The organism is Fodinibius sp. GM108 (assembly GCF_058386985.1).
This window is the reverse complement of record NZ_JBYEIR010000001.1, coordinates 117,596-141,094: the sequence shown is the minus strand read 5'-3', so window position 1 is coordinate 141,094 and position 23,499 is coordinate 117,596. Positions and strand designations below refer to the sequence as shown.

Sequence of the window (23,499 nt, the reverse complement as noted above, 5' to 3'; positions counted from 1 at the left end):
GGAATTTAACTAATGTAATACTGAGCGCATTAAGCTGATATTTATTAATAGTTCGGTCCCATCATACTAATTTATTTTAAAGAGCAACTAAAAGCTATTCCTAAATGAGTACGAGTAAAGATGATGAAACACGCACAACTTCCTCAGGAGATGACCCCCTGTCTTTGAGTGTAAAAGATAAGGGGCCGGAAGAAGATGTCGGCACAGTTTTCGTAAACCGTGATTACCGAATAAAGCACTTTGTTTCGACGATCGCTGAGCTGATGAACAGGGACTCCTTTAAGATCGACTACAAATTCGAAGAGTTTTCCCGCCAGTTCAGGTACAGCGGACTTAAAGATGACATCGACCATGTCATTAAAAACCAGGAGAAAGTAAAAAAAGAGGTAATAGTTGATGATAGCAGCAACGTTTACATGATGGAAATGCGACCTTATCTGCCTGAGGAAGGTGTTGAAGGCGTTATAATTAATTTTACCGATATTACCGCTCTTAAAAAGAAAAAAGAGAAACTTGCTGAAAAAATTGAAAAAGTAAAAAGCTTACAGCGCCAGATTATAAAAAATGATGTTAGTGAACGCTGGAGGATAGGACAATTTCTGCACGACGACCTAGGCCAGTCGCTGGTATCGGCTAAAATATTGCTTGAAGGTTTGAAAAAGAGGGTGACGAATAAAGAAAAAGGGCTTACCGAAGATTTTGACCAATTGATTGATATCATCGACCATAGTATGGGAAAAGTGCGTAATTTGTCTCATGAGATCGTACCGGTTGACATAGAAGAAAAAGGAGTGTCGTATGCCTTTAAAAATCTTGCCAACCAACTGCAAAAGAACCACGATATTCACTGCCAGCTGGAATATGATAATACTGTGGATAATTTAGAAGATACTGAAATAGCAGTCCACTTCTACCGCATCGTACATGAGTCAGTAATAAATGCAGCTGTCCACGGGGGAGCAGAAAACGTGGAAATTACACTGCAGTCGGATGACCAACACATACATTTACATATTGCAGATGACGGGGCGGGCTTCTCTGATGATGAGAAAGAGGAATCCGGGATGGGCATTAATTTGATGCGTCATCGAATGGAACTTATTGGCGGAACTCTTGAAATAAAAAACGCCTCCGAACTAGGAGATAGTGGTGTAACTATTTCATGCAGAATTCCGCTGGAAAAGGTTAAAAAATAAGTCGCAGACTATATAACAGTCGTTCTTATCAAATTCTGAACACTGATCCTGCTTTTCTCTAGAAAAGATACCTCCGCCACAAGTTGATCGGCAAGAAATAGCTTGACCCACCCTACTTTTCTGGCCTGCTAATTCCTGCCATATCAATTTATCTAAAAGGAATTCAAAACAGATTTGACGCTGCTGGAATCTGCTTTGCATGTAGTAGTTCTCCACCATTAATGACAACTACCAGACCCTCCCAGTATTAAAATTTTAACAACATTAATTTTTTTTAATATTATAGCATCAGCATTTGGGGCTTCTCACGTGTTCAGGATTTATTTAAAAAAATCTTGTAACGATCCGCCATTCCAGTCGTCAAATGATCAGGAAGCCAAAAAAGAGCTTATTTAACTTCATTCAATAAAATATCATCTACTATGTTACAAAAAAGATTACTTAGCATACCCCTTGCATTCATTTTATCACTCTCAATTATTTTTGTCAGCTGCGATAATGCAGGTACAGGAGCCTCTGGCGATACAGGTACCCTTGAGGTACAGCTCCATGACGCACCCGCAAACTATGAGGAAGTCAATGTTTTCATTGAAAGCGTTGAGATCAATAATAGCGAAGAGGATAGCGGATGGGAGGAGTTTAGTACTCCACAGCAAACTTACGACCTGCTTGAACTTACGAACGGGGCAACCGAAGTTCTCGGCTCAAAAGAATTGCCGGAAGGTACCTACGAACAGATACGACTTATCTTAAGCAGCGACGGTCACAATGTAGTTGTTGACGGCGAAGCACATGATATGTTTGTCCCCAGCGGCGAACAGACTGGTATCAAGCTTAACGTAAATGCCGAGATCCAGCCGGATATCACCTACACTCTGCTGCTCGACTTTGATGCCAGCCGCTCGGTAGTAGAGCGTGGAAATGAACAATCCGGAATAGAATACCTGCTCAAACCGGTTATCAGTGCATCGAATGAAGCCGAGACAGGAAATATTGCCGGACAGGTAGACCCAGCCGATTCTGAACCATTTGTCTATGCGATAGCGAATTCTGATACGCTCTCTTCAACAAAAGCCGATACCAGCGACGGCTCATTCAAACTTATCGGTCTTGAAGATGGCAGCTATACTGTTTCGGTAGATCCGACAAATGACAATTACCAATCTAAAGATACTACTGGAGTTGAGGTCACCGTCGGTGAAACGAATGAGATTGGTACCATAGAATTATCACAAGAATAATTATAACATCTATTCTTTAAGAATAGACGCTTTGTCTTCATGGTTAAAGGCCTGCAATCTTTGATTGCAGGCCTTTTTTATTTTTGCAGATAATTTTACTTGGAAATCATTCACACCGGAGATCTAACCGGATATATCAATAAGAAATATTACTCAGCAAGGTAAAGTTAAAAATTTGTGGGCAATGAACACAGCGTTTCCCACCAAAAAACACAGTCTAAGCCGCTGTATTTACCTTGGCAGGCTCAGCCGTTTTTTTACGTTTTACTCGCTGAGGTGTCTTTTTCCGTCGTCCCCACCATATCAACGTTCCCGTTACCGGCAGACTTCCAACTATCAGGCTGCTAAAAAAGGCGATTATTTTCCCGACTATACCGCCTATCGCTCCAACATGAATATCGTAATTCATGCGTTGAACCAAATCAGCGGTGCTGGCTTCTTCCATGGTTAAGTAGGGGCCGTCCACTTTGACCTCTTTTAATGTACGGGAATCAAAGTATCGGTAATCGGCATTCCAATGGGTGCCCTCCGAAAATGTAGCATGAACATAAATAGCATATCCCTCTTCAGGTGGCATATGTACTTCCACATGATACGCCTGGGGATACTCCTCCATCATACGTTCCCACACCAGATCAATCGGTTCCTTATCTCCATCTGCGTTGAGTTCAGGAGCATCAGAAGAGCTGATATTCTGGGGATGAACAAAACCAGCATGATCGCGGTCCCCGCCGGTAACAGTATATACCCCATCCTGAAACCAGTTAAATGCCATCACAAGTCCCGTAATTGCTATGATAATGGCAACAGCTGATGCATAAAACCCAAGTACATTATGTAAATCATAGATTTTTCGTTTCCAGCGAGTACGTTCAACCCATTTAAATTTAAGGCGTTTACCGGCAGCCTTCCGATTTCGAGGGTACCAAAGTATAAGTCCTGATATAAGACTTATCAGGAAGAGAATAGTGCTGTACCCAATGAGTTGGCGACCGAACTCTCCCATCCATAAATTTACATGGCCGTCCAAAATAAAGGCAAAAAATCCAGACCGGACATCAGAGTGGTTTAATAGCTCTCCGGAATAAGGATTCAGATGCAGAACATGGTAAAACTCCGGATCCGCCTCGTAAAAAACCACTTCAATAGCATCCGTCTTATCACCATATCCTATCCCGTGAATCGTACGATCCGGAATTATATCAAGAGCAATATCCCGAGCTTGGGATGGAGGAATAAAAGCTTCTTCTTGAGCTTCTACATATTTATAATCATCAGTTAAAGAAGTTATTTCCTCTTCAAAGCAATATATACATCCCGTGATTGCCACTATAAACACCACCAGCCCGGTCGCCAGACCGAGCCAGAGATGTATTTTCCTGATGTAGTTTTTAAATGGTTTTTGGAAAAAAGACATCTGTTATCAGTTTAAATTGTAGATACCCTTCAATTCCTTACCCTGGATTTCAGCACCTTTTGTCCCAGTGGCATTTGCTACATCAATTTCGTAGACGTTTGCCTCAGAAGATGTTACAATACTCATATAGACTTTACCGTCCTCTACATGCCAGGGATTTCCATAGAATCCGCCGTGGTGGGGTACGCCTGAGACATCGGTTGAGGTTTTTGCCTCCAGATCAAGGATGACCAGCTTATGAATTTCACTCTCGGTGTTATAAGATCCCCATAGCTGTGAGTCGTCCGTTACGATATTGGCAACAGCCTTTCCGTTCCCCACGTATTCAAAAAACTGGACCTTCCCTCCGGCCTCTTCTTCCACATTAAAGAAGTAATTCTCATCAAACTCTGTATCACCATTATTGATACGCAAAATGCCCGAGGGTTTTGATTGTGTGGTGAAACCGTTGGCATACGAGGCGGAAGAGTAACCGTATAGATTCCCGTTTTCATCTTCGATCATGCCGTTGAAGAGACCGTACACACCGATCGGACCCATACGGGTATCGGTAATATACTTTTCGAATTCAATATCAGGATAGGAGTAGACGGCTACATATGCGGTGTCGGTTTGGGGAGTAGTAAAATCACCGCGGGCATGCAGCTTGTAAAAAGGGATAAACAGCTTATCATTGCGTACTTTCAGAGCGGTCGGCCAGGCGACCAGGGAATCTTCCTTGCTTTCCCAAATCCGCGTATTGACTCTTTCCTGTATGGATACAGAATTGATATCAATTTTGTGTAGCACCCGATCCGCAAAATCCACACGGGGGACTTCCATGCCGAGTGCCGTATTGTCATCGGCCTTTCCAAAGATATCCAGTGTATTTTCGAATACAAACTGCCCTTTTTCTGTTAGATTACCCTCCTCATCCAGTTCATATGCAATAGCATTATTGTCATCAAAATATCCGACGCTGAAGAGTGTATTATTCTGTTCATACATATAGCGCCAACCGGTCTGCTCAATGCCGACACCTTCGGCGGAGAGCGATCCGCTCATCAGGTCTTCGGTATTAAAGATATAGTCGGTCGATTCATTTTCCGAGCCCTGTGCGGTAAATGCTACCGTATAATTCGTGGGGCCTTCTTCTTCGTTTTCGTCTGAGTTGGTTACGTCGCAGGCTGTACCTAGTATTACAACGAAACTCAGGGCTAAAATTAGATTTCTGTTCAACTTCATAATTTGAAATTTTATTACTTTATGTGTTATTAATTAAAGAGGTATCGAAATTTGACTTGAAAGGCTCTTCCGGGTTTTTGTAGCCGAAAGTGATCATAAGCCTCCGTATCGGTAACATTGGTGCATTCTAAATTGATATTGTATTGGCCGTTCTTTAGAGAATATCCCAGCTCGATGTTTTGTAAATATTGACGGGGGATAATATGTTTGTTATCTGAGGAGCCCTGGCTCGGCCATTTTAAATAAAACTCTTCCACAAAATTGCCCCGCCAGGTGAGTGACAGACGATCGGCAGTGAAAAACAGGTCATCGAATTTTAGTCCTGCCCCCTGATTGCTCATCAGGTATGGTATATTCGGAATACGATCACGATACACATGGCTGCGGCGCCCATTTTCATAGCGGGAATTATTTAAAATATTTTGATAGGTGAGATTGATATCAGCAAAAAACAACTGCCTGTATTCGTACCTGAACCCTACTTCAATCCCCGAGCTGATGACACTTCGCTGATTTACATATTGACTGGTAAGTCCCGTTGCTTCAATACGAATCAGATCCTCAACATCCCGCAGAAAATAATTGCTTTCCGCAATTAGATGATGGTTGCCGAAAAATCGGTCGAATTGTGCCCCGATATTAAAATTGTTGCTATTTTCCGGAGATAATTGAGGATTGGAAAGAAGCAACAGCCCATCGCCAAAGACTTCGTAGCCGTCGGGGAAACGATACGTTTTTTCATATGATGCTTTCAGCTGTAAACCCTCCAGCGGGTGATAGGTCGATGCAATTCCATACCCGGGTTTAAAGATATTGCTGGTAATCTCCGTAGTCTCTCCGTCCCAGTCTACATCAACCACTTCAGAATTGTAAAAATACAGCTTGGAAAAGACGGTTGTAGTCCAGCGATCATCAAAAGCGCTAAACTGATAGCTGCCCGACAGCACTTTTTTGTTAAGGATGTTGGGATCGGCAAAGGCAACCGGACTGGTGCTCACGGGATCACTTCCCTCCCGGTCAATATAGTTTTGGGTATAGTTGAGTGAAATTTCATGCTGTTCTGCGGGCTGATATTTCAGGTTTGCATTACTCTGAAAAGCCCTGTCGGTGTATTTGAATAGCGTTTTATCCCAGCTCGATTCGGCAATATTTTGGTTGTTTTTAGGCTCAAATTCGCCCAGCCAGTTATATGAGACGGCACTGGTATCAACCACCCCGGAATTTCCATGTAGATAGGAAGCAAAAATCTCAATACTCAGATCTTGAGTTTCCTTTTGATAGTTCAGTGAACCGATGTTGGTGCTGCTGGTTGTATGTACACGCCCGAAAACGCGGTCCATACTTACTCCATGCTGTACTTCATCATAATTATCGGCAAGAGAAATTCCGACCATCAGCTCGTCGGCAAAGCTCAGGTCGCGAAACCCCGTTTCAACCTCTACCATCCGGGACTCATATGCATCATGGAATCGCTCGACTTCCTGCTCCTCACCGTATGTTCCTGTTTCCGGATCCGGAATTCGCACATCGATGGTATAATTATTATCCGAATAGTTATAAAATCCATTTGCTTTTAAGACAAATCCCGAGGAGGGGTCAATATACTGCCCGTCGAGCGCCAACTTGTGGGTATTGAAAGATCCTGCGGTATAAGATGCATCCAGGTAATGTTGCATCGATTGTTCCGTGATCAGATTTACCGCTCCTCCCAATGCGTCACCGCCGAGATTTATTGGAACCACTCCTTTGTAAACTTCAATTCGTTCAATCAGATTTACCGGTATATTATTAATACCGTATGTGCTACCGTAATTTTCCAAAGGTACTCCATCGATAAAAAAACGGATCTGTCGACCAGATAGCCCATTGAGTGATAAGTTAAAGCCGGAACCGAGACCGCCCTCTTTGCGAAGATGAATGCCAGGATTAGTTTTAAGAACCTCATCAAGATTATAGCTGGCGTTTTGAATAGGCTCTGTACTTATAGAAGTGATACTAAAAGCTTCTTCCCGTTTTAATTTGGCCTCCGACTTACCCTGAACTATAACGCCTTCCATCTGAAGAGTATCTTCGTTCAGCGTTATTTGGATGTTCTTACTTTCACCGGGTTCAAGGGTGATTTTTTTCTCCTGAGTGATGAACCCAATGCCTGAAATAACCAGCACATGATCTCCCGCAGAAAGGTCATCCAGCTCAAAAAAACCTTCGGTGTCGGTAGCTGTACCCTTGTTCGTATTTTCCAGCTTAATAGTGATTCCAACCAACGGTTCCCCGGTTGAGCTTTGAACCTTTCCAGTAATACCAGCCGCAGGATTCTGAGCCTTAAGGGAGGCCACTCCCAAGCCGAACAGCAGAAATAAAAAGAGCAAACCGGCATTTCTTAATAGCACAATGATTTCTTATATTTCCTTAGATCAATTCTAAATTAAGAGGTGCAAAGATAGATGCTTATGATTTGAAACGCAATTACTATTTAGATTAATTATAAATTGCAGCGTCTATCTGATAAAACCCCCTCCTTAAAACCTCCCGATGCCTCCTCTAGGATGAGAAAAAAACTAGTCGGTTTACCCGGCTACGTTGATATTCATTCGGCAACTCTTATTCATAAGACAATACTATAGGGTTTGCATCCAGACGGCTAAAAGCAGTCTGGCAAAAATTCAGTTTATGCTGCGCAGCTACTCGATTTTGTTCTCCCAAAAGCTCTTGCTATCAGAATTTCTGAATTAAAAAAACGATGTCGCCATCTCGACGACATCGCTTGAACAACTTTATTCACAGCTGGGACATATTCGCCGCAGCATCGGATCGGTAGGACACGAATCTTCATCTGCATTCAATGCCTCATCGACAACCTCATCCCCGAATTTTTCGCGTGCTTTCGCTTCCAGTGCTGCTTTGTCTTCCTCTTCGGGTTGTAAATCTGGCTGATTATCTGATTTGTTATTGCCGGATGAAGCAGCCCCAAAGCCACGACGCGATCCGCGCTTATTAACATTCTCGGTATATTTCTCCCCTTTTACCACCTTGTCAACAAAACAGTAATACGTTGATTTCAGCTTTTTCTCCCATGCATACAGGTAGAACTCTTCCATATTGTCCCGGAGATCTTCATCAATATAAAGCGACTTTGATACCGACTGATCAATTGATTCCTGGAAGGCAGCAGCAATATCAATTTGTCGCTTCGGATGAATTTCGTAAGCCGTCTTGTAGAGATCTTTATCGATGACCCCGTCCAGCTCCCTGATCGGCTGTACAGATCCGTTATTAGCCTTGATAGTCTGGGCCATTTCATCGCTCCACAAGCCCTGTTCTTCAAGATCCTCAATCAGCTGCCGGTTGATAACAATATGCTTGCCGGACAGCGTATCTCGTGAATAAAGATTACTGAAATAGCTGTCGATCGAAGAAGTAGTGCCGGAAATAATAGATATGGAAGCTGTCGGTGCAATTGCCAGCAGTACAGCGTTGCGCCTGGGCTCGTAATCATAGGGATTTCCCTGTTCCTCCATCTCCTGATAATGGTCAAAAGCCCCGCGTTCTTTGGCCAGTTTTTGAGAGGTTCTGTAGGTAACTTCCCGCATAAACGAGCTGATTTTACGGGCCAACATCACTGCTTCTTCTGAATCGTAAGGAATGCCGAGATCCACAAGTGCTTCGGCAAAGCCCATCAGTCCTACACCCAGTGGACGAAGATCCATGGTGTTTTTTCGGGCCGGCTCGGAGGGATAGAAATTTTTATCGAGTACATTATCGAGTCCGCGCACTATCACCTCGAGCGTATCCTCAAACTTTTCCCAGTCGATGTCACTGTGATCCTCAGTCAGGTGTTTGGAAAGATTTACTGAAGCCAGCGTACACACAGCCGTAGAATCGGGACTGTTTGGAATAGAAATTTCGGTACAGAGATTGGAGCTGTTTATGACACTGTATTGCGGACAAGGATTGTGGCGATTGTGCTCATCCTTGAAAATCAGCCACGGGTGACCGGTTTTCGCCAATTTGAAGAGGTATTTTTTGAAGAAATTTTGACTATCCCGTTTATCGAACTGTTCTAATTCTCCCGCTTCAGCCTGCTCAATCCGCTGTTCATATTTCTTCTTAAAATCATCACCGGTAGCATCTACCAATTCGGGACATTCTCCGGGATCGAAGAAGTAAATTGGTTCTCCTTCTTTGATACGTCGCATCATCTCGTCCGGCATCCACAAACTGGTATTTAGCGATGGTGTGCGGAAATAAGCGTTCCCTGTAGTTTCGCGTAAATCCAGGAATCCATCAATGTCGAGGTGCCACGGTTGCATCGACATCACCTGGGAGCTGCGCCGGCGACCGCCCTGCTGTATCGAATTAACCAGCGTGTCGAATATTTTGATAAACGGAATTGCTCCCGAGGAGGGAGCATTCAGAGAAGAGATATTAGAGCCCGTTGCACGAATGCGCGTGACATCAGTCCCCACTCCCCCGGCATATTTTGCCAGAAATGCTGTCTCGCGAGCTTTATCCATAATAGAATCCAGCGAATCGTCAATAACGCTTACATAACAAGAGGAATATTGGGAAGTTGTTGTCCCTGAATTAAACAGCGTCGGCGTTGAGTGCAGGTATTCCAGCTTCGACAGCTTATTGTAAACTTTGATAACCTCCTCATTGGAATTGCCTATACCCATTGCCACCCGCATAAAAAACCACTGCGGTTTTTCTATGATTTGGTCGTCCCGATCTTTCATCAGATAGCGGTCCCGGAGAGTAGTCAGGCCAAAATAATTGAGCAGCTCATTCCGCTCGAAATTAAGAGCGTCAGAAAACAGCTTCAGGTCAAATTCTCTGAGCTTTTCATCAAGTAAATCCTGCTCAAAACCCTGCTTCAGATAATCCTGAAAGTTATCCAATCGTCGACCAATATCTTTGTCGATAATCTTTAACAGCTGACGTGTGGCCAGTGTATCGTAAACCGGATGTTTGGGGATAAGCTGTTCGATGGCTTTCAACACAAGCTGGTCCAGCTCTTCGGTCGTCACCCGCTCGGGTACTTTTAGTTCGAGCTCTTTCATGATCTTGAAGACAAGCTCGTAATCGTCTTCGACCTCCAGCCCGTCAATCAGTTCAAAAATAGCATTGATGATTTTCTGCGTGCGGAAAGACTCTTCGGTCCCGTCTCGTTTAATAACTGTTCGTTTCATGGTAGTGAGTAATTAATTTTAAATTAGGCGACGTGTCATCCCGAACTTGTTTCGGGATCTTCTGCAACAGATGCTGAAACAAGTTCAGCATGACACATGAAGTGCACTGTTTTAATAATTTGTGTATTCGGTTGATGATACTTCGAAAAAGTTGATCAGCTTCTTTACATCTTCTTTCTGCAGGAATCGGAGCGGATTTTCATTGATATGAAACTCCTGTTGAAAACCGAGCTCCTGCAGGCGCCGGTCAGTGATATATTTCAGGTAACGTTCCATCTCTCCCGATGAAATTCCGAGAATGGTTCGGTCCCCGAACTGGTGATTCACGTATTCGATCTCGAGAGCAGTACCTTCCAGAATTACATTCCTGATATCCTGCACATACTCGGTATCTTCGACAATCTCCGGATTTTCATCCAGCATGATCAGGATAGCTTCGATACCGTTTTGCAGGTGCAGCGATTCGTCAATAAGCACCAGCTCAACCCCGGAAACCACATTCTTCATCTTGGCCATATCCTTGAGGGCAAAGAAGTGGGCAAAAGAAGAGTAGAAAAAGATACCCTCCAGAATGATATTATTAAGCAGTATAGCCCGGAGCACCTGTTTCTGTCCCTCTAGTGTTTCCGGATTGATTTTACCGTGGCTGATCTTGTCGATCTCATCTACAATCAGTGATTGTTTCTTGCGAAGAATGGGATCCGAAAATGCCACATCGTACATCTTCTCGCGGTCCATGCCAAAGGACTGCAAGACGATCTCGAAGAAATCGCTGTGGATATTTTCCATAAAAAGCTGCGTGCTGAAGCTCATCTTCGCATGAGGATCGGTAAGCAGCGGAAAGAATGAATTAACCAACACGTTTTGTACCAGTAGCTCCGATGAGCAAAAATATCCAACCGCCGTGTCGAACAGCTCTTTTTCATCCTCACTGAGGGAGTGATAGTCAAGCGCATCCTGCTGGATATTCAGTTCTTCCGGAAACCAAACCACTTTTTTCTGTTTCTCATATAGCTCTTTAAAAATCGGATATGATGGATCTTCGCTAAGTTTAATATTGTCGCGCACAGACGTGCGTCCTATAAGTTTGTTAGGCATGATATAAGGTTATGTTTATGTTATTCTGAATTTGAATGGTTCAATCCCAATGAACCCTCCCTTATGGAATGTCTCGATGCATCGGTAGGCCACTTTTTGTGGTATTTAGCAGGACCTGTGATGCTATCTATAAGCTGATTTTTAATGTACAGCACCAAGTAAAGTTTGCTCTAAATCATCCCCCTGCTCACGAAAAAGAACCGTGAGTTTCCCTCCGAAAGCTTTCGGAGGGACATAGGTATGACGCTCGTAATTAATCATAAGCTTTACCTTTTTACCGAAAGTTTTCGGGAGGGATTTAGGGGGTGTTATTTGCCGTTCACTGGTTGTGACTTCAGACTTTCCCTCATCTTGCGGGCAGCTTCTACCATATTTTTCAGGGATGGAACCGTCTCCTCCCAGCCGCGCGTCTTAAGCCCACAGTCGGGATTTACCCAAAGCTGCTTTGGATCGAGGACATCCACCGCTTTTTCGAGCAGTGTTTCCATTTCTTCTACCGAGGGCACGCGGGGAGAGTGGATATCATACACACCCGGACCGATTTCGTTGGGATATTCAAATTCAACGAACGCATCTAGCAGCTCCATCTGCGAACGCGATGTTTCCATCGAAATCACATCTGCGTCCAGCCGAGCTATATGCTCAATGATATCGTTGAACTCTGAATAGCACATATGGGTATGGATTTGGGTTTTGTCGTCCACCACCGTAGATGCTATGCGAAAGGCATCAACGGCCCAGTCGAGATAGGAGTCCCAATTCTGCTGTTTTAGCGGAAGGCCTTCTCGAAAAGCGGGTTCATCGATTTGGATGGCCTGTATGCCTGCTTTCTCCAAATCCCGAACCTCATCGCGGATAGCCATCGCAACCTGTTTAGCGGTCTCCGAGCGCGGCTGATCATCCCGTACAAACGACCACTGTGTGATCGTCACGGGTCCTGTAAGCATTCCTTTGATGGGTTTACCAGTCTGCGATTGGGCGTACGACGACCATCGAACGGTGACAGGATCGGGACGATGGACATCCCCGTAGATGATGGGTGGCTTAACGCCGCGGGTGCCATAGCTTTGAACCCAACCATTTCGCGTAAAGGCAAACCCGGCAAAATGTTCTCCGAAATATTCGACCATATCGTTGCGCTCAAATTCGCCATGGACCAGCAGATCCAGTCCTATCTCTTCCTGCCTCTCAATAAGTTCAGCAATCGCCTTCTTGATATTGTTTTCATATTCCTCTTTTGAAAGATTTCCTTTTCGATAGTCGGCCCGCCACTTTCGTACTTTTTGCGTCTGCGGAAAAGAGCCTATCGTAGTAGTGGGAAACAGCTCGGGCAGATCGATATGTTGCTGCTGACTTTTTTTACGCTCGCTGTATGGGTTACCTCTCTGAAGCATACTTTCGTCGAGCTCTGCCATTCGTTCCTGAACGTTATCATTGTGAACAAGGGTCGATTTTCCTTTATCCCTGATATCAGCCTGATGTTGTTCGAACTGCTCTCTATCTTCTTCCGAAAGTTTGTCTTCAGCTATCTTCTTTAACAGGGAGAGCTCGACCAGCTTCTGGTTTGAAAATGCCATCCATCGCTTTACTTCGGCCGGTAGTGCGGTTTCATCGTTTTCCTGTTCCAGATCCACGGGACAGTGAAGCAGGGAACAGGACGGGGCAATCATAAGCCGGTCATTATCCAACTGGGACTTCGCTTTCTCAATAGTTTCAGCTGCTTTTTGGAGGTCGGTCTTCCAAATATTTCGTCCGTCAATGATTCCGAGAGAGAGTAATTTCTGATCATCAATTTCACGCAACATGCTGTCTAGTTGACCGGGGGCTTCCAGCAAATCAATGTGCAAAGCTTCAACCGGCAGGCTGCAGGCCAGGTCAGTATTTTCTCCCAGTCCTTCAAAATAGGTTGTCAGAAGAAGTTTTAAATCGTTCAGATCTTCATCTAAAACATCAAATGCTTTCCGAAAAGCATCTTTCGCTTTTTCCTCGGTATTGAGCGCTAAAAAAGGTTCTTCAATCTGTACCCATTCAACGCCCATACTCTGGAGTTTAGACAATATTTCTCGATAGACGGGAAGTATGTTCTCCAGCAAATCCAGACGATGGAAATTTTCCGGAGCGTCTTTTTCTTTTCCAAGCAACAGAAAACTTACGGGGCCGATAAGCACCGGTTTTGTAATGATGCCTACCGACTTGGCTTCCTCATATTCATCAAAAATTTTCGATGACAAGCACTGAAAATCCTGATTCGGCGAAAATTCGGGGACGATGTAATGATAATTGGTATTAAACCACTTGGTCATCTCCATCGCCGCTATATCATGGGTCTCATCCTGCAGCCCCCGTGCCATGGCAAAGTATGTATCGATCGGATAGCTGTATATCTTGTTATCTTCTTCCTGAAACAGTTCCGAATATCGATCTGGTATAGCCCCGACCATCATGGCTGTATCGAGCACTTGATCATATAAAGAAAAATCGTTTGAGGGAATCAGGTCGATGCCGGCGTTCTTTTGGGCGGTCCAATGCATTACCTTGAGGGCCGAAACCGAATCATCCAGTTCTGATTTGTCGATCTCTCCCTTCCAGTACTGCTCTACTACCTTTTTTAAATCTCTGTTGATACCTATCCGCGGATATCCAAGATTATGAGTAAACATATTTTTTCCGTTTTAGCTTAAGATTATGAGGAGGGAAGCTAAAACGTTGAGAAGACAGAACTATCAGAAGTATCAAGCTAAATCGGCTATAATTGCCTGCCTTTTCAACAACGCCTTAACTCCCGAAGGCCTCGTTTACTTGATTTAAAGGCAGGTCTCCTGACTTACCGACTAGCCCTTTGAACCTTCCCGTCCGCCAGCTGGCAGACAGTGGCAATACAAAGGATATTTCGGATTACAGTTGCGGGAACAGTTCCGGACTTTCTCTTTTACAGAGAGCACCGGATTCCCTTTTCACCCCGTCCCGAAAGCCTTCGGGACGGGACACCTCTAAATCTATTCTTCAAGAAAACAGCTCACGCCTTTATTGTCAATGAATACTTTTCCACAAATAGCAGAAGTTTTCAACAATGGAGCATTAAATGAGAGATCCAATTTGGGATGATTCAACCAGTAGAGCACATTTTTAGCTTCCAATCCTGATAATTCCGTCATAAACGAACTGAATAGCCAAAGCAGCAAGTATAACTCCCAAAAAACGTCTCAAAATTTCATCACCGGTTTTGCCTATTATTTTTTTGAGATATTTTGATAAAAGCATGAGGATAAGCGTTAAAAGAAGTATCGTTATTATTGCCACTACAACACTTATATCCGCACTCACTGTATTTGCTTTTGAAAACATAAGAATAGACAGTGTTAATCCACCGGGACCAGCAAGAAGAGGAATAGTCATAGGAAAAACAGAAATATCCTTCTTTTTGGTAGTTGTCGTATATTCTACTTTCTCTGTAATCATATTAAAAGCCGTATAAAACAGTAACAATCCACCTGCTATTCTTAGTGAATTTATATCGATCCCAAGCTGATCTAATAGCGGTTCTCCATAGTTCCCAAATATAATTAGTAGCAGAACTGATATAAGTACCGTTTTAAAAGCCATTTTCCGCCGATGCTTTACTTCATCCTCCGGAACAAGGGAATGAAATACCAAGGCAGCCCCAATTGGATCAGTGATTACAAAGAATCCTGTAAGGGCGTTTAAATATATAGAAAGATCCATGATAGCTTATTGATAAAATTTTAAAGAGTCCTTAAAAGTAACTTTTAACTGAAGATGAGGCTATTTTAAAAATTCAGAATAATAACAAGTCATCATCTTATCAAAGACAGGTTTTTAGCTGGCAATCAGTTTTATGCTTTAGCTGGTTAGCTAAATAAAATAATCCCCTGTCAATCTTGACAGGGGATTACTATTCTGATGGTTATATGAGGCTAACCAAAATATAAATTCATGTACGTAGACTATCTAATAAAGACCATTCGGATCAAATATGCGTTTGTTATCAATCCACTGTCCGCTCGTAAAATCCGGAAATTCGACAGGTTCTCCACCCAGCGAAATAGATCGTTCTGATAACGGAAATATCGCACTCCAGGCGGCCGCATCATAGACATCCTGCGGGGTTTGTGTGTTGTTTTTAACCGACTCTACAAAAGCGTTGCGTACAAAATAGTCCATGCCTCCATGTCCGGATCCTTCCGCCTCTCTTTCGTAGCGTTTCCATAGATCGGCATCAAATTCATCCTGATATTTATCAAACTCTTCCCAGCTGTGAGGATCACTGCGACCTCGGATATGCACAGCGTCCCGCTCCATTTGCCAAATACCATTTGTGCCCTGTGCCCGGAATCCAAGCGAGTAGGGACGTGGAAGCGTAGTGTCCAGTGTCACAATTATTGTTTCTTCATTGGCAGTGGTTATTGTAGTAGTAATTATGTCGCCGGTTTGCCAATCTACATCTGCATTGGGATGATCTTCGCCGCCATAATGTTTAATATGGCTTTCAAGTCCTTTTGCTTTCGTGGCATTTGAACTTAGCTTCACAAATCGGTTTCCGCGGTTGATATCCAGCCAGTGGGCAACGGGACCGATTCCATGGGTGGGATAATGATCTCCATTTCTTTTCGTGTAGTGCTTTGTCCGCCAGCTCGATACACTTCCCGTACCGGGACCAAATTCCAAATCTTCATTGAAAATAAAAGGAGTAAGATCATGCTGATAACCACAACGGGCATGGATCATTTCTCCGAATAAGCCCTCGCGTACCATATTTAAAACGGCCATCACATCCCGACGGTAGCAGACGTTTTCGAGCATCATACAGGGCATTCCGGTACGTTCAGAAGTTTCAATCAGCTCCCAGCAGTCTTCTATCGTCAAGGCAGCCGGAACCTCAACACCGGCATATTTTCCATTTTCCATAGCTGCTACGGCCTGGCGGGTGTGATACACCCAGGGAGAGGATATAATCACGCCGTCAAGATCATCTCGCTCACATAAATCCTTATATTCCTCTTCTTTGGAATAGCCATCCGGACGATCCTGTCCGGCTTCTTCAACTGTATCAAGAGCTCTTTTAAGATTTTCTTCATCGGGATCTAAAATAGCGGCCACCTTTACATCGTCTCTGTTCAAGATTCCTCTCAGGTGGCTGCTTCCCCGCGCTCCAACTCCTAAAAAGCCTAACGTAACTGTTCTGTCATCCCTGCCTTTCGTTATTGAAAAAGGACTCAACGATAAGCCAAGACCTGCAAGAGCAGAGGTTTTTATAAAATCCTTTCTGTTGTAATTCATATATCAGTTTTCACATTTGATTAATATGAGCTCTACCGACTGCCTAAGATTACGGATTTTGCTTTAAATTCTCATTCAACTCTATTTCATTTTCCGGAATATAGAAGACAACCCGAGGATCATCAGGCTGAATGGTCTGTGTTGCTTCACCAGTTTGCAGATGAGTGCCGGGATAATTTCTGTCTAATGATCTGTTATTCCTGAATACATCAAATTTTCTATGTCCCTCAAATGCAAACTCCAATCTCCTTTCTTCCAGCACTACATCCAAGACACTATCATGATTCTTTAAATCGCCAACTGAATAAAGCTCATTTCCTTCCAGACCAGCTCGTTCACGGATTCTATTCACATCCTCAATTGCAAGCTGATCATTACCCAGTTTAGCATTGGCTTCAGCTCTGTTAAGATACATTTCAGCAAGACGTAAAATAACGGGAGAGCTTAACGATACAATACCCTGCTGGAAACTAAATTTATTCACATAGTAAATGGGATAATCATTTCTTTCCTGTAAAATTGGATCTCCGTTCTCATCAGTTTCAATATTTCCTTCATCATCACGCACATACTGAGGATCTATAAATGAATGCCTTGCATCATCTTCATAACGACCCAAAGCATCCCTATAAGACTCAGAGGCATACATTTCGCCCCACCCGACACCGTTTTCTCCTTTCAAGTACATAGAACCAATATTCCCATAACCTTTATCATCCTCTTCGGTAAACTTGATAGCAAAAATTGTTTCCGGATTATTTTCATTGGTAATCGTAAAATATTCCCGGAAGGTTTCTGTATCTATCAGGCTATATCTCTGTGAATCAATAACTCGCTCTGCATAGTCAATAGCCTGCTCATTGTTTTCCATATATAAATGTACTCTGGAAAGTAAGGCATATGCCACTTCCTTAGATGCATAGCTACTACTTTTTGGAGTATTCATCAAATCAGCCGCCTGTTCTAAATCTGAAACGATAAAATCATAGACTTCGGCCACTGTTGCTCTTTCGGGCTCTTTATCAACATCAGTATAATCTACAATAGGGATACCCAGGTTCTGATCGGGATTCTGAGAATATGGTCTGCCAAAATTATTCACTAGTTGAAAATGCACTAAGGCTCTCAAAAACAGGTTTTCCCCTTTAAGTTGTTTTAGTTCTGCCGAAGCATCATCTTCAATTGCATCAATCACTCGATTGGCACCCTGTATCATGGAATAGCCTTCACGCCATAGATTTTCGGCATTAAACATATTTGGCGTATGCCCATAATTATATGCATAAAACAAGGGATCTGTGGTTGTACCACTCAATGAGACATTATCGCTGGGAAACTCATTCATGTAAAACAGATGTTTCACATAATAGTAGTAGCCGTCTCCTATAAAACCCTGATAATTGCCTCTTGTCGCAGCCTCCAAGCCTTGTACAGTATTTAATGCCTCTTCGTTAGATTCTCCATCATATGGAGTGGTATTAATATCGCATCCACTGATAAGGATTAACACCATCCCGATTACAGCCGTAAACTTCCATCGTAATGCATTCATAGATCGAGTATATTTTTTAGTCGTAAACATAGGTTACACCTGTTTTTATAATCCTAATTCAAGCCCGATTAAATATTTTTTGCTGATTGGATACTTCGTACCAGCAGTACCCCCAACTCCAACCTGGGGATCCATGCCGGAGAATGAGGTGAAAGTCACGAGATTATCTCCCTTTACATAAAATCTTGCAGACCGTATTCCCAAATTAGATGTCCATTCAGCAGGCAGATTATAAGACAACGAAACGTTACGAAGCCTTAAATAAGAACCATCTTCCAGATATCGCGACGATGGCCGGTTAGAATTTTTGTTGCCACCAAATTCCGGCTTTGGATGTGTTGCCTCATCACCAGGTTCTTGCCACCTGCTCCACTCATCTTTTAGCACCATCGCATTATAGGTTACATAAGCACCATCTGAATCAAACAGTTGACGAGCGCTATGATATATATCATTGCCATAAACAAAGTTGAAAAAAGCGTTTAACCGAAATCCTTTATACTCAAGTGTATTTCCAAAACCACCCGTGAATTCTGGTGTTGCCGATCCAACGGGCATCAGAGTGGCTTCGCTGTAGTTATTGGTTACATCTTCTGAAACCACGTTTCCATCTTCATCTTTCTCCTGGACAACCCACAGCGGATCGCCGGTTTCCGGATCTACACCGGCCCAATTTCTCATGTACCAAGTACGAAGATCATAACCTTCCATAATCCTCTGATTGCCATTGGGGATATCTTCGCCATCATTGAGTGATATTACCTCGTTGTTATTAAAGGATATGTTCAAATCAGTTGTCCAGTTGATTTCTCCCTCTATATTAGCCGAGTTTATGCCAATCTCTATTCCGTTATTTCGTACAGAACCTATATTTCGGGTGATGCTTTCAATACCACTTGTCCCCGGAAGCCTTACATTCTGCAGTAAGTCTTCATTTGTTTTCCGATAGAACTCAAAGGTAAGATCAACTCGTTCAAAGAACCCCACTTCGACACCCAGATTGGCCATCTTGGCTACCTCCCAGGTAAGTTCGGGATTTTCCAGGCGCTCAGGACGACTGGCTGGCTCACCTGCATATTGCAGTGAATAGGTATAAAGTCCGCTGGAAAGGTAATTGCCTATCTCGGCATTACCTGTAGTGCCGTAACTTGCCCTTACTTTAAGATTTGTTATCGGCTCTATTGAATCCATAAAAGATTCATTACTGACAATCCAGGATCCGCCCAGGGAATAGAAGTTTCCATACCGATTGTCTCGGCCAAAGCGAGAGGATCCATCAATACGATACGATCCTTTTAAGAAATATGTATTGTCATAATCGTAGGTCAGCTGTGATAGACCGGACACAAACTTACTGTCAGACTTATAACCTCCGATAGAAAATGCCTCTGCAGATACGTCCAGTATCTCCAAGCCGGAAAAAATGCCTATTCCGGTACCTCCCATTCCATCGGCATAGTTAAACTCATATTCAAAACCTAATACTCCACTTAAATTGTGGGGGCCATATTCTCTGTCAAAATTCAACAAGTTTGAGCTCAGAAATGAACTGTTTTGAGAATAGAAGTTATAGAGTTCTCCATCATTGGTACTTCCAGCAGAAGTTTGTGGATCAGAAAAATTCTCGGATCGGGAGGTTGAATATGTAATCCGATTTGTTGAAGAAGCATAAATCCAATCCGCAAACATATATTCCGCACGGACATTCGCAGTCAGCTGCTTGCTATTGCTGTTATTATAATTGTATTGTAACGGATACAGGAAATTATTTTGATCTCTGCCGATCCAATCACTTTCCTTGCCTGTTCGCAAGTTACCTTCTTCATCATACGGCTCATCCCAGGGCATATTGGTATAAGATTCATATAGTGCACCCGTGGGATTATTGACGTCTGTTGTATAACGTCCCGATAGTTGCGCATTTACGCTAAAATCATCTCTGAAATCATGATCAATATTTGCCCTGCCACTAAACCGTTCATAGCCAGTTGATACAAGCGTTCCTTCCTCATTGTAATAATTGCCGGAAATATAGAAAGTAGTCTGCTCATCTCCACCGGAAGCAGAAGCCTCATACTTACTTGTCATTCCAGTGCGAAAAGCCAGGTCCTGCCAATTCGTATCTATATTCTGGTATTCACTCTCTAAGTTCGGATTGCCGATCTGCTGATGATAATCGTAGAGCTCCTCAGAATTCATTATCTCGAAATTACCATTAGATCGTTCATTCCAACCGACAGTGCTGCTGATATTTATTTGTGTATCACCTCTGCTGCCAGATTTAGTTTGAACCACTATAACACCATTAGCCGCCCTTGAGCCATATAAAGATGTTGCTGATGCATCTTTTAGCACGTTTATTGATTCTACATCGTTTGGATCAAAAGTGCCTCCGATAACACCATCTACTACATAAAGTGGCTCAGCTCCAGCTGAAATTGACCCGGTGCCGCGAACTCTGACCTCGGTATTTGATCCGGGTTCACCGGATGAACTCGTAACAAAAACACCTGAGGCTTTACCCTGTAAGGCTTCAGTAGCAGATGTTGTCGTAACGTCATTTAGCTCATCACCAGATACTTGCACCACAGAACTTGAGCTCTCTTCCTTGGATTGCTGGGTATATCCCATAACCAAAACCTCACCAAGCGCTTCCGTAGCTTCGACAAGCTGTACATCTATTTGCTCCCTGCCATCTATTTCAATCTCTTTCGTTTCGAAACCAACAAAAGAAAACACAAGGGTAGCATCGGAACTTGTTACAATTTCATATTCTCCTTCAGAGTCAGTCGATGTACCCGCATTTGTTGATTTTACAGATACATTAACACCAGGAAGGGCCATACCATCAGAAGCTGCGGTAACTTTACCTTGAACTGTTACATTTTGTGCTTTTAATACCTCCACCCACAAAAGCAACATAACAAAAGACAATATCCCAACACTCACTTTTCTAAACATAATAATAAGCTTTTTATCCTTTTATTGAACGAAAACGTAACATATTTGCTTTCATTTTATGATCTGTCCAATAAATTAAAATAAAAATAATGAAATGCAAGAATTAAATTTTCATTTTGTTTCTTAATGCTTTTTATGGTTTATTTCGTAATAGAGTTTATAATGTGAGTTTTTGTATTTTTCGCTTAATCATAATTACAACCAGATTTTATGGCTACATTATATAAGCATTCTGATGCTGGCGATAGCACGATTGGACAGCACACTGCAAATGAAATCTCTCAACAACCAAAGACGTGGAAGACTACGTATAAAAAAATTCGAGAAAACAGTGAGAAGCTGAATCTATTTTTTGAGGAAGTAAATGATAGTAGCGCCTTTAACGTCGTATTAACAGGTGCCGGCTCATCAGCCTATATTGGAGATGTAGCGAAATCAACCTGGAAAAAATTCTTTAAAAATAATGGATCAGCTATTCCCACTACCGACCTGGTTACTCACTTTGAAGAAAATGTGAATACTGATGAGCCTTTGTTATTGATTTCTTTTGCCCGGTCAGGGAATAGTCCCGAAAGCAAAGCTACCATCCAAATTGCTGATGAGCTTTGTGATGAAGTTTATCATCTCATCATAACATGTAATCCGAAAGGCAAGCTAGCCCAATTAAGTGGAAACCAAAATACTTTCGTTTTCTTGCTTCCTTCTGAAGCTGAGGATCAAAGTCTTGTTATGACAAACAGCTTTACCAGTATGACCCTGGCAGCTATGCTTATCCCCAGGCTTATCACAGGTACAGACAAAGAAGCCTTAGAGCAACAAGTTCATATCCTTTCGGAATATGGCAAGTCTTTTATAAATCAGTTCAGTGAGCTTCTTTATAATATTGCCCAAGAAAATTTCAACAAAATTGTGTTTTTGGGAAGTGGTAATAAATTAGGGATAGCCCGCGAATCGCATCTCAAGGTGCAGGAATTAACGAATGGAAAGGTGATAGGTAAATATGATTCTTTCCTTGGTTTCAGGCATGGTCCAAAGGCTATTATAGATAGTCAAACACTATTGGTTTATCTCATGTCTAATCAAAGTAGGATACACCGATACGAGCGTGATTTAATTACTCAAATTCAAAGTCACGATATCGGACTTACCACGCTTTCCGTCTCGGAGCAGCCGTATGATTTCATCAATACTGACTATACAATAACCATTCATGAAGAGTCACAAATTGATGATGATCTGTGGTCTTTGCCCTGCATCATACCGGCGCAAATTATTGGATTTTATAAATCTCTTGCTCTCGATTACGATCCGGATAACCCATCACCCAATGGAACTATCTCTCGTGTTGTGAAGGGCGTAAAAATTTATAAGGATGCACCTCAAAAACAAGCATAATGATTCTCTCCGTTTGTGCCAATCCCTCTGTTGATTCTTTCTGGTCGATCGACTCTATCCATAAAGGTACAACGAACAGATCTACAGGTGAATCTTTTTTTCCGGGCGGAAAAGGCATTCATGTAGCCTTTGCGCTTCATGAACTGGATCAATCTGTGCAATTACTCGGCGTGTGGGGCGGCCCAACAGGCCAATGGCTTAAAGAGCAATGCCAGAAAAGAAATATCGAAACCATAGGTCCTGATGTAAAAAGTTGGACAAGAGTCTGTATCACTAACCAGACCTCCTCTGACTGGAATGATACAGAGCTGCTTGGCAGCGGTCCCACTATCGGACAACAACATATCAATACTTTCAATACTGCCTTTCAACAGGCTGTATCAAATCAAAAAATTGAGGCGATAACTGTTAGTGGATCAGTGACTGACGGAATGGATGAAAATATTTATCACGACTTGGTAGTACAATGTCAGGCTAAAGAAATACCTGTTTTTTTAGATGCTTCCGGAGCTTTGCTTGAAAATGCACTTCCGGCTCATCCCTATGCCATTCATATCAACCGGCATGAGGGTAAAGAGCTTTGCAGAAAAGATGATCCAATAGAAATCGTCCGCTGGCTCAGCAACTACTGTTCAGTGGCCGCCGTAACAGACGGGGCAAAAGGGCTTTATCTGCTTACAAATGGAGAGCTTCTGCACGCTTCGTGTCATCTGGATCCCTCAGATATTTATAGCACCGTCGGCTCAGGAGACTGCCTGCTTGCCGGACTTTGCCTGGCTACCCTGACTTCCGAAGAACCCGGTGAATGGGCAAGCCTTGCCACAGCCTGCGGAAGTGCTAACTGTATTCACCCCGATTTGGGCATGATATCAAAAGAAGATATATCAAAGTTGAAAGACAAGGTAAAAATAGAGAAGGTGACGTAACA

General features: G+C 42.9%; 14 protein-coding genes and 1 riboswitch. Of the genes, 4 read left to right on the top strand and 10 right to left on the bottom strand.

The features are described 5' to 3' along the window. Positions 1–104 precede the first annotated feature (104 nt). Positions 105–1,196 carry an ATP-binding protein gene (locus ACT3ID_RS00640; protein ID WP_491540045.1) on the top strand — a complete coding sequence of 364 codons (1,092 nt, stop codon included), beginning with the start codon at positions 105–107 and terminating at the stop codon, positions 1,194–1,196. A gap of 422 nt (positions 1,197–1,618) precedes the next feature. Further along, on the top strand, positions 1,619–2,437 hold the full coding sequence (locus tag ACT3ID_RS00635) for a DUF4382 domain-containing protein (protein WP_491540044.1): 819 nt from the start codon (positions 1,619–1,621) through the stop codon (positions 2,435–2,437). Between the two features lie 217 nt (positions 2,438–2,654). On the opposite strand, the gene ACT3ID_RS00630 is transcribed toward ACT3ID_RS00635, so the two are convergent. From ACT3ID_RS00630 to ACT3ID_RS00585, 10 genes are all read right to left on the bottom strand, one after another. Next, positions 2,655–3,854, bottom strand: a complete 1,200-nt coding sequence (locus ACT3ID_RS00630; protein WP_491540043.1) for a PepSY-associated TM helix domain-containing protein — start codon at positions 3,852–3,854, stop codon at positions 2,655–2,657. A 6-nt stretch (positions 3,855–3,860) separates the two neighbouring features. Then, positions 3,861–5,078 (bottom strand): DUF4374 domain-containing protein, encoded by a 1,218-nt coding sequence (locus ACT3ID_RS00625; RefSeq protein WP_491540042.1) that lies wholly within the window; start codon positions 5,076–5,078, stop codon positions 3,861–3,863. A 29-nt stretch (positions 5,079–5,107) separates the two neighbouring features. Next, positions 5,108–7,468, bottom strand: coding sequence for a TonB-dependent receptor (locus tag ACT3ID_RS00620; RefSeq protein ID WP_491540041.1), 2,361 nt, complete (start codon positions 7,466–7,468; stop codon positions 5,108–5,110). Between the two features lie 384 nt (positions 7,469–7,852). Then, positions 7,853–10,267 carry a ribonucleoside-diphosphate reductase subunit alpha gene (locus ACT3ID_RS00615; protein WP_491540040.1) on the bottom strand — a complete coding sequence of 805 codons (2,415 nt, stop codon included), beginning with the start codon at positions 10,265–10,267 and terminating at the stop codon, positions 7,853–7,855. Positions 10,268–10,378: 111 nt separating this feature from the next. Further along, the gene (locus ACT3ID_RS00610; protein ID WP_491540039.1) at positions 10,379–11,365 is read right to left on the bottom strand and encodes a ribonucleotide-diphosphate reductase subunit beta; all 987 of its coding nucleotides are present in this window, start codon (positions 11,363–11,365) and stop codon (positions 10,379–10,381) included. A gap of 308 nt (positions 11,366–11,673) precedes the next feature. Continuing rightward, on the bottom strand, positions 11,674–14,025 hold the full coding sequence (metE, locus tag ACT3ID_RS00605) for a 5-methyltetrahydropteroyltriglutamate--homocysteine S-methyltransferase (protein ID WP_491540038.1): 2,352 nt from the start codon (positions 14,023–14,025) through the stop codon (positions 11,674–11,676). Between the two features lie 132 nt (positions 14,026–14,157). Next, positions 14,158–14,372, bottom strand: a riboswitch (cobalamin riboswitch). A gap of 119 nt (positions 14,373–14,491) precedes the next feature. Further along, the gene (locus tag ACT3ID_RS00600; protein WP_491540037.1) at positions 14,492–15,088 is read right to left on the bottom strand and encodes a MarC family protein; all 597 of its coding nucleotides are present in this window, start codon (positions 15,086–15,088) and stop codon (positions 14,492–14,494) included. Positions 15,089–15,334: 246 nt separating this feature from the next. Next, on the bottom strand, positions 15,335–16,663 hold the full coding sequence (locus ACT3ID_RS00595) for a Gfo/Idh/MocA family protein (RefSeq protein WP_491540036.1): 1,329 nt from the start codon (positions 16,661–16,663) through the stop codon (positions 15,335–15,337). A 49-nt stretch (positions 16,664–16,712) separates the two neighbouring features. Beyond that, positions 16,713–18,245 (bottom strand): RagB/SusD family nutrient uptake outer membrane protein, encoded by a 1,533-nt coding sequence (locus ACT3ID_RS00590; protein WP_491540035.1) that lies wholly within the window; start codon positions 18,243–18,245, stop codon positions 16,713–16,715. A 15-nt stretch (positions 18,246–18,260) separates the two neighbouring features. Beyond that, positions 18,261–21,176: a SusC/RagA family TonB-linked outer membrane protein gene (locus ACT3ID_RS00585; protein ID WP_491540034.1), complete on the bottom strand. Its 2,916-nt coding sequence runs from the start codon at positions 21,174–21,176 to the stop codon at positions 18,261–18,263. A 210-nt stretch (positions 21,177–21,386) separates the two neighbouring features. Here ACT3ID_RS00585 and ACT3ID_RS00580 point away from each other — a divergent pair, with 210 nt between their 5' ends. Then, a complete protein-coding gene (locus ACT3ID_RS00580; protein WP_491540033.1) occupies positions 21,387–22,571 on the top strand; it encodes an SIS domain-containing protein in 1,185 nt (394 codons plus the stop codon). Beyond that, positions 22,571–23,497 carry a 1-phosphofructokinase family hexose kinase gene (locus tag ACT3ID_RS00575; protein ID WP_491540032.1) on the top strand — a complete coding sequence of 309 codons (927 nt, stop codon included), beginning with the start codon at positions 22,571–22,573 and terminating at the stop codon, positions 23,495–23,497. Before ACT3ID_RS00580 ends, ACT3ID_RS00575 begins: the two co-directional genes overlap by 1 nt. Positions 23,498–23,499: the final 2 nt, after the last annotated feature.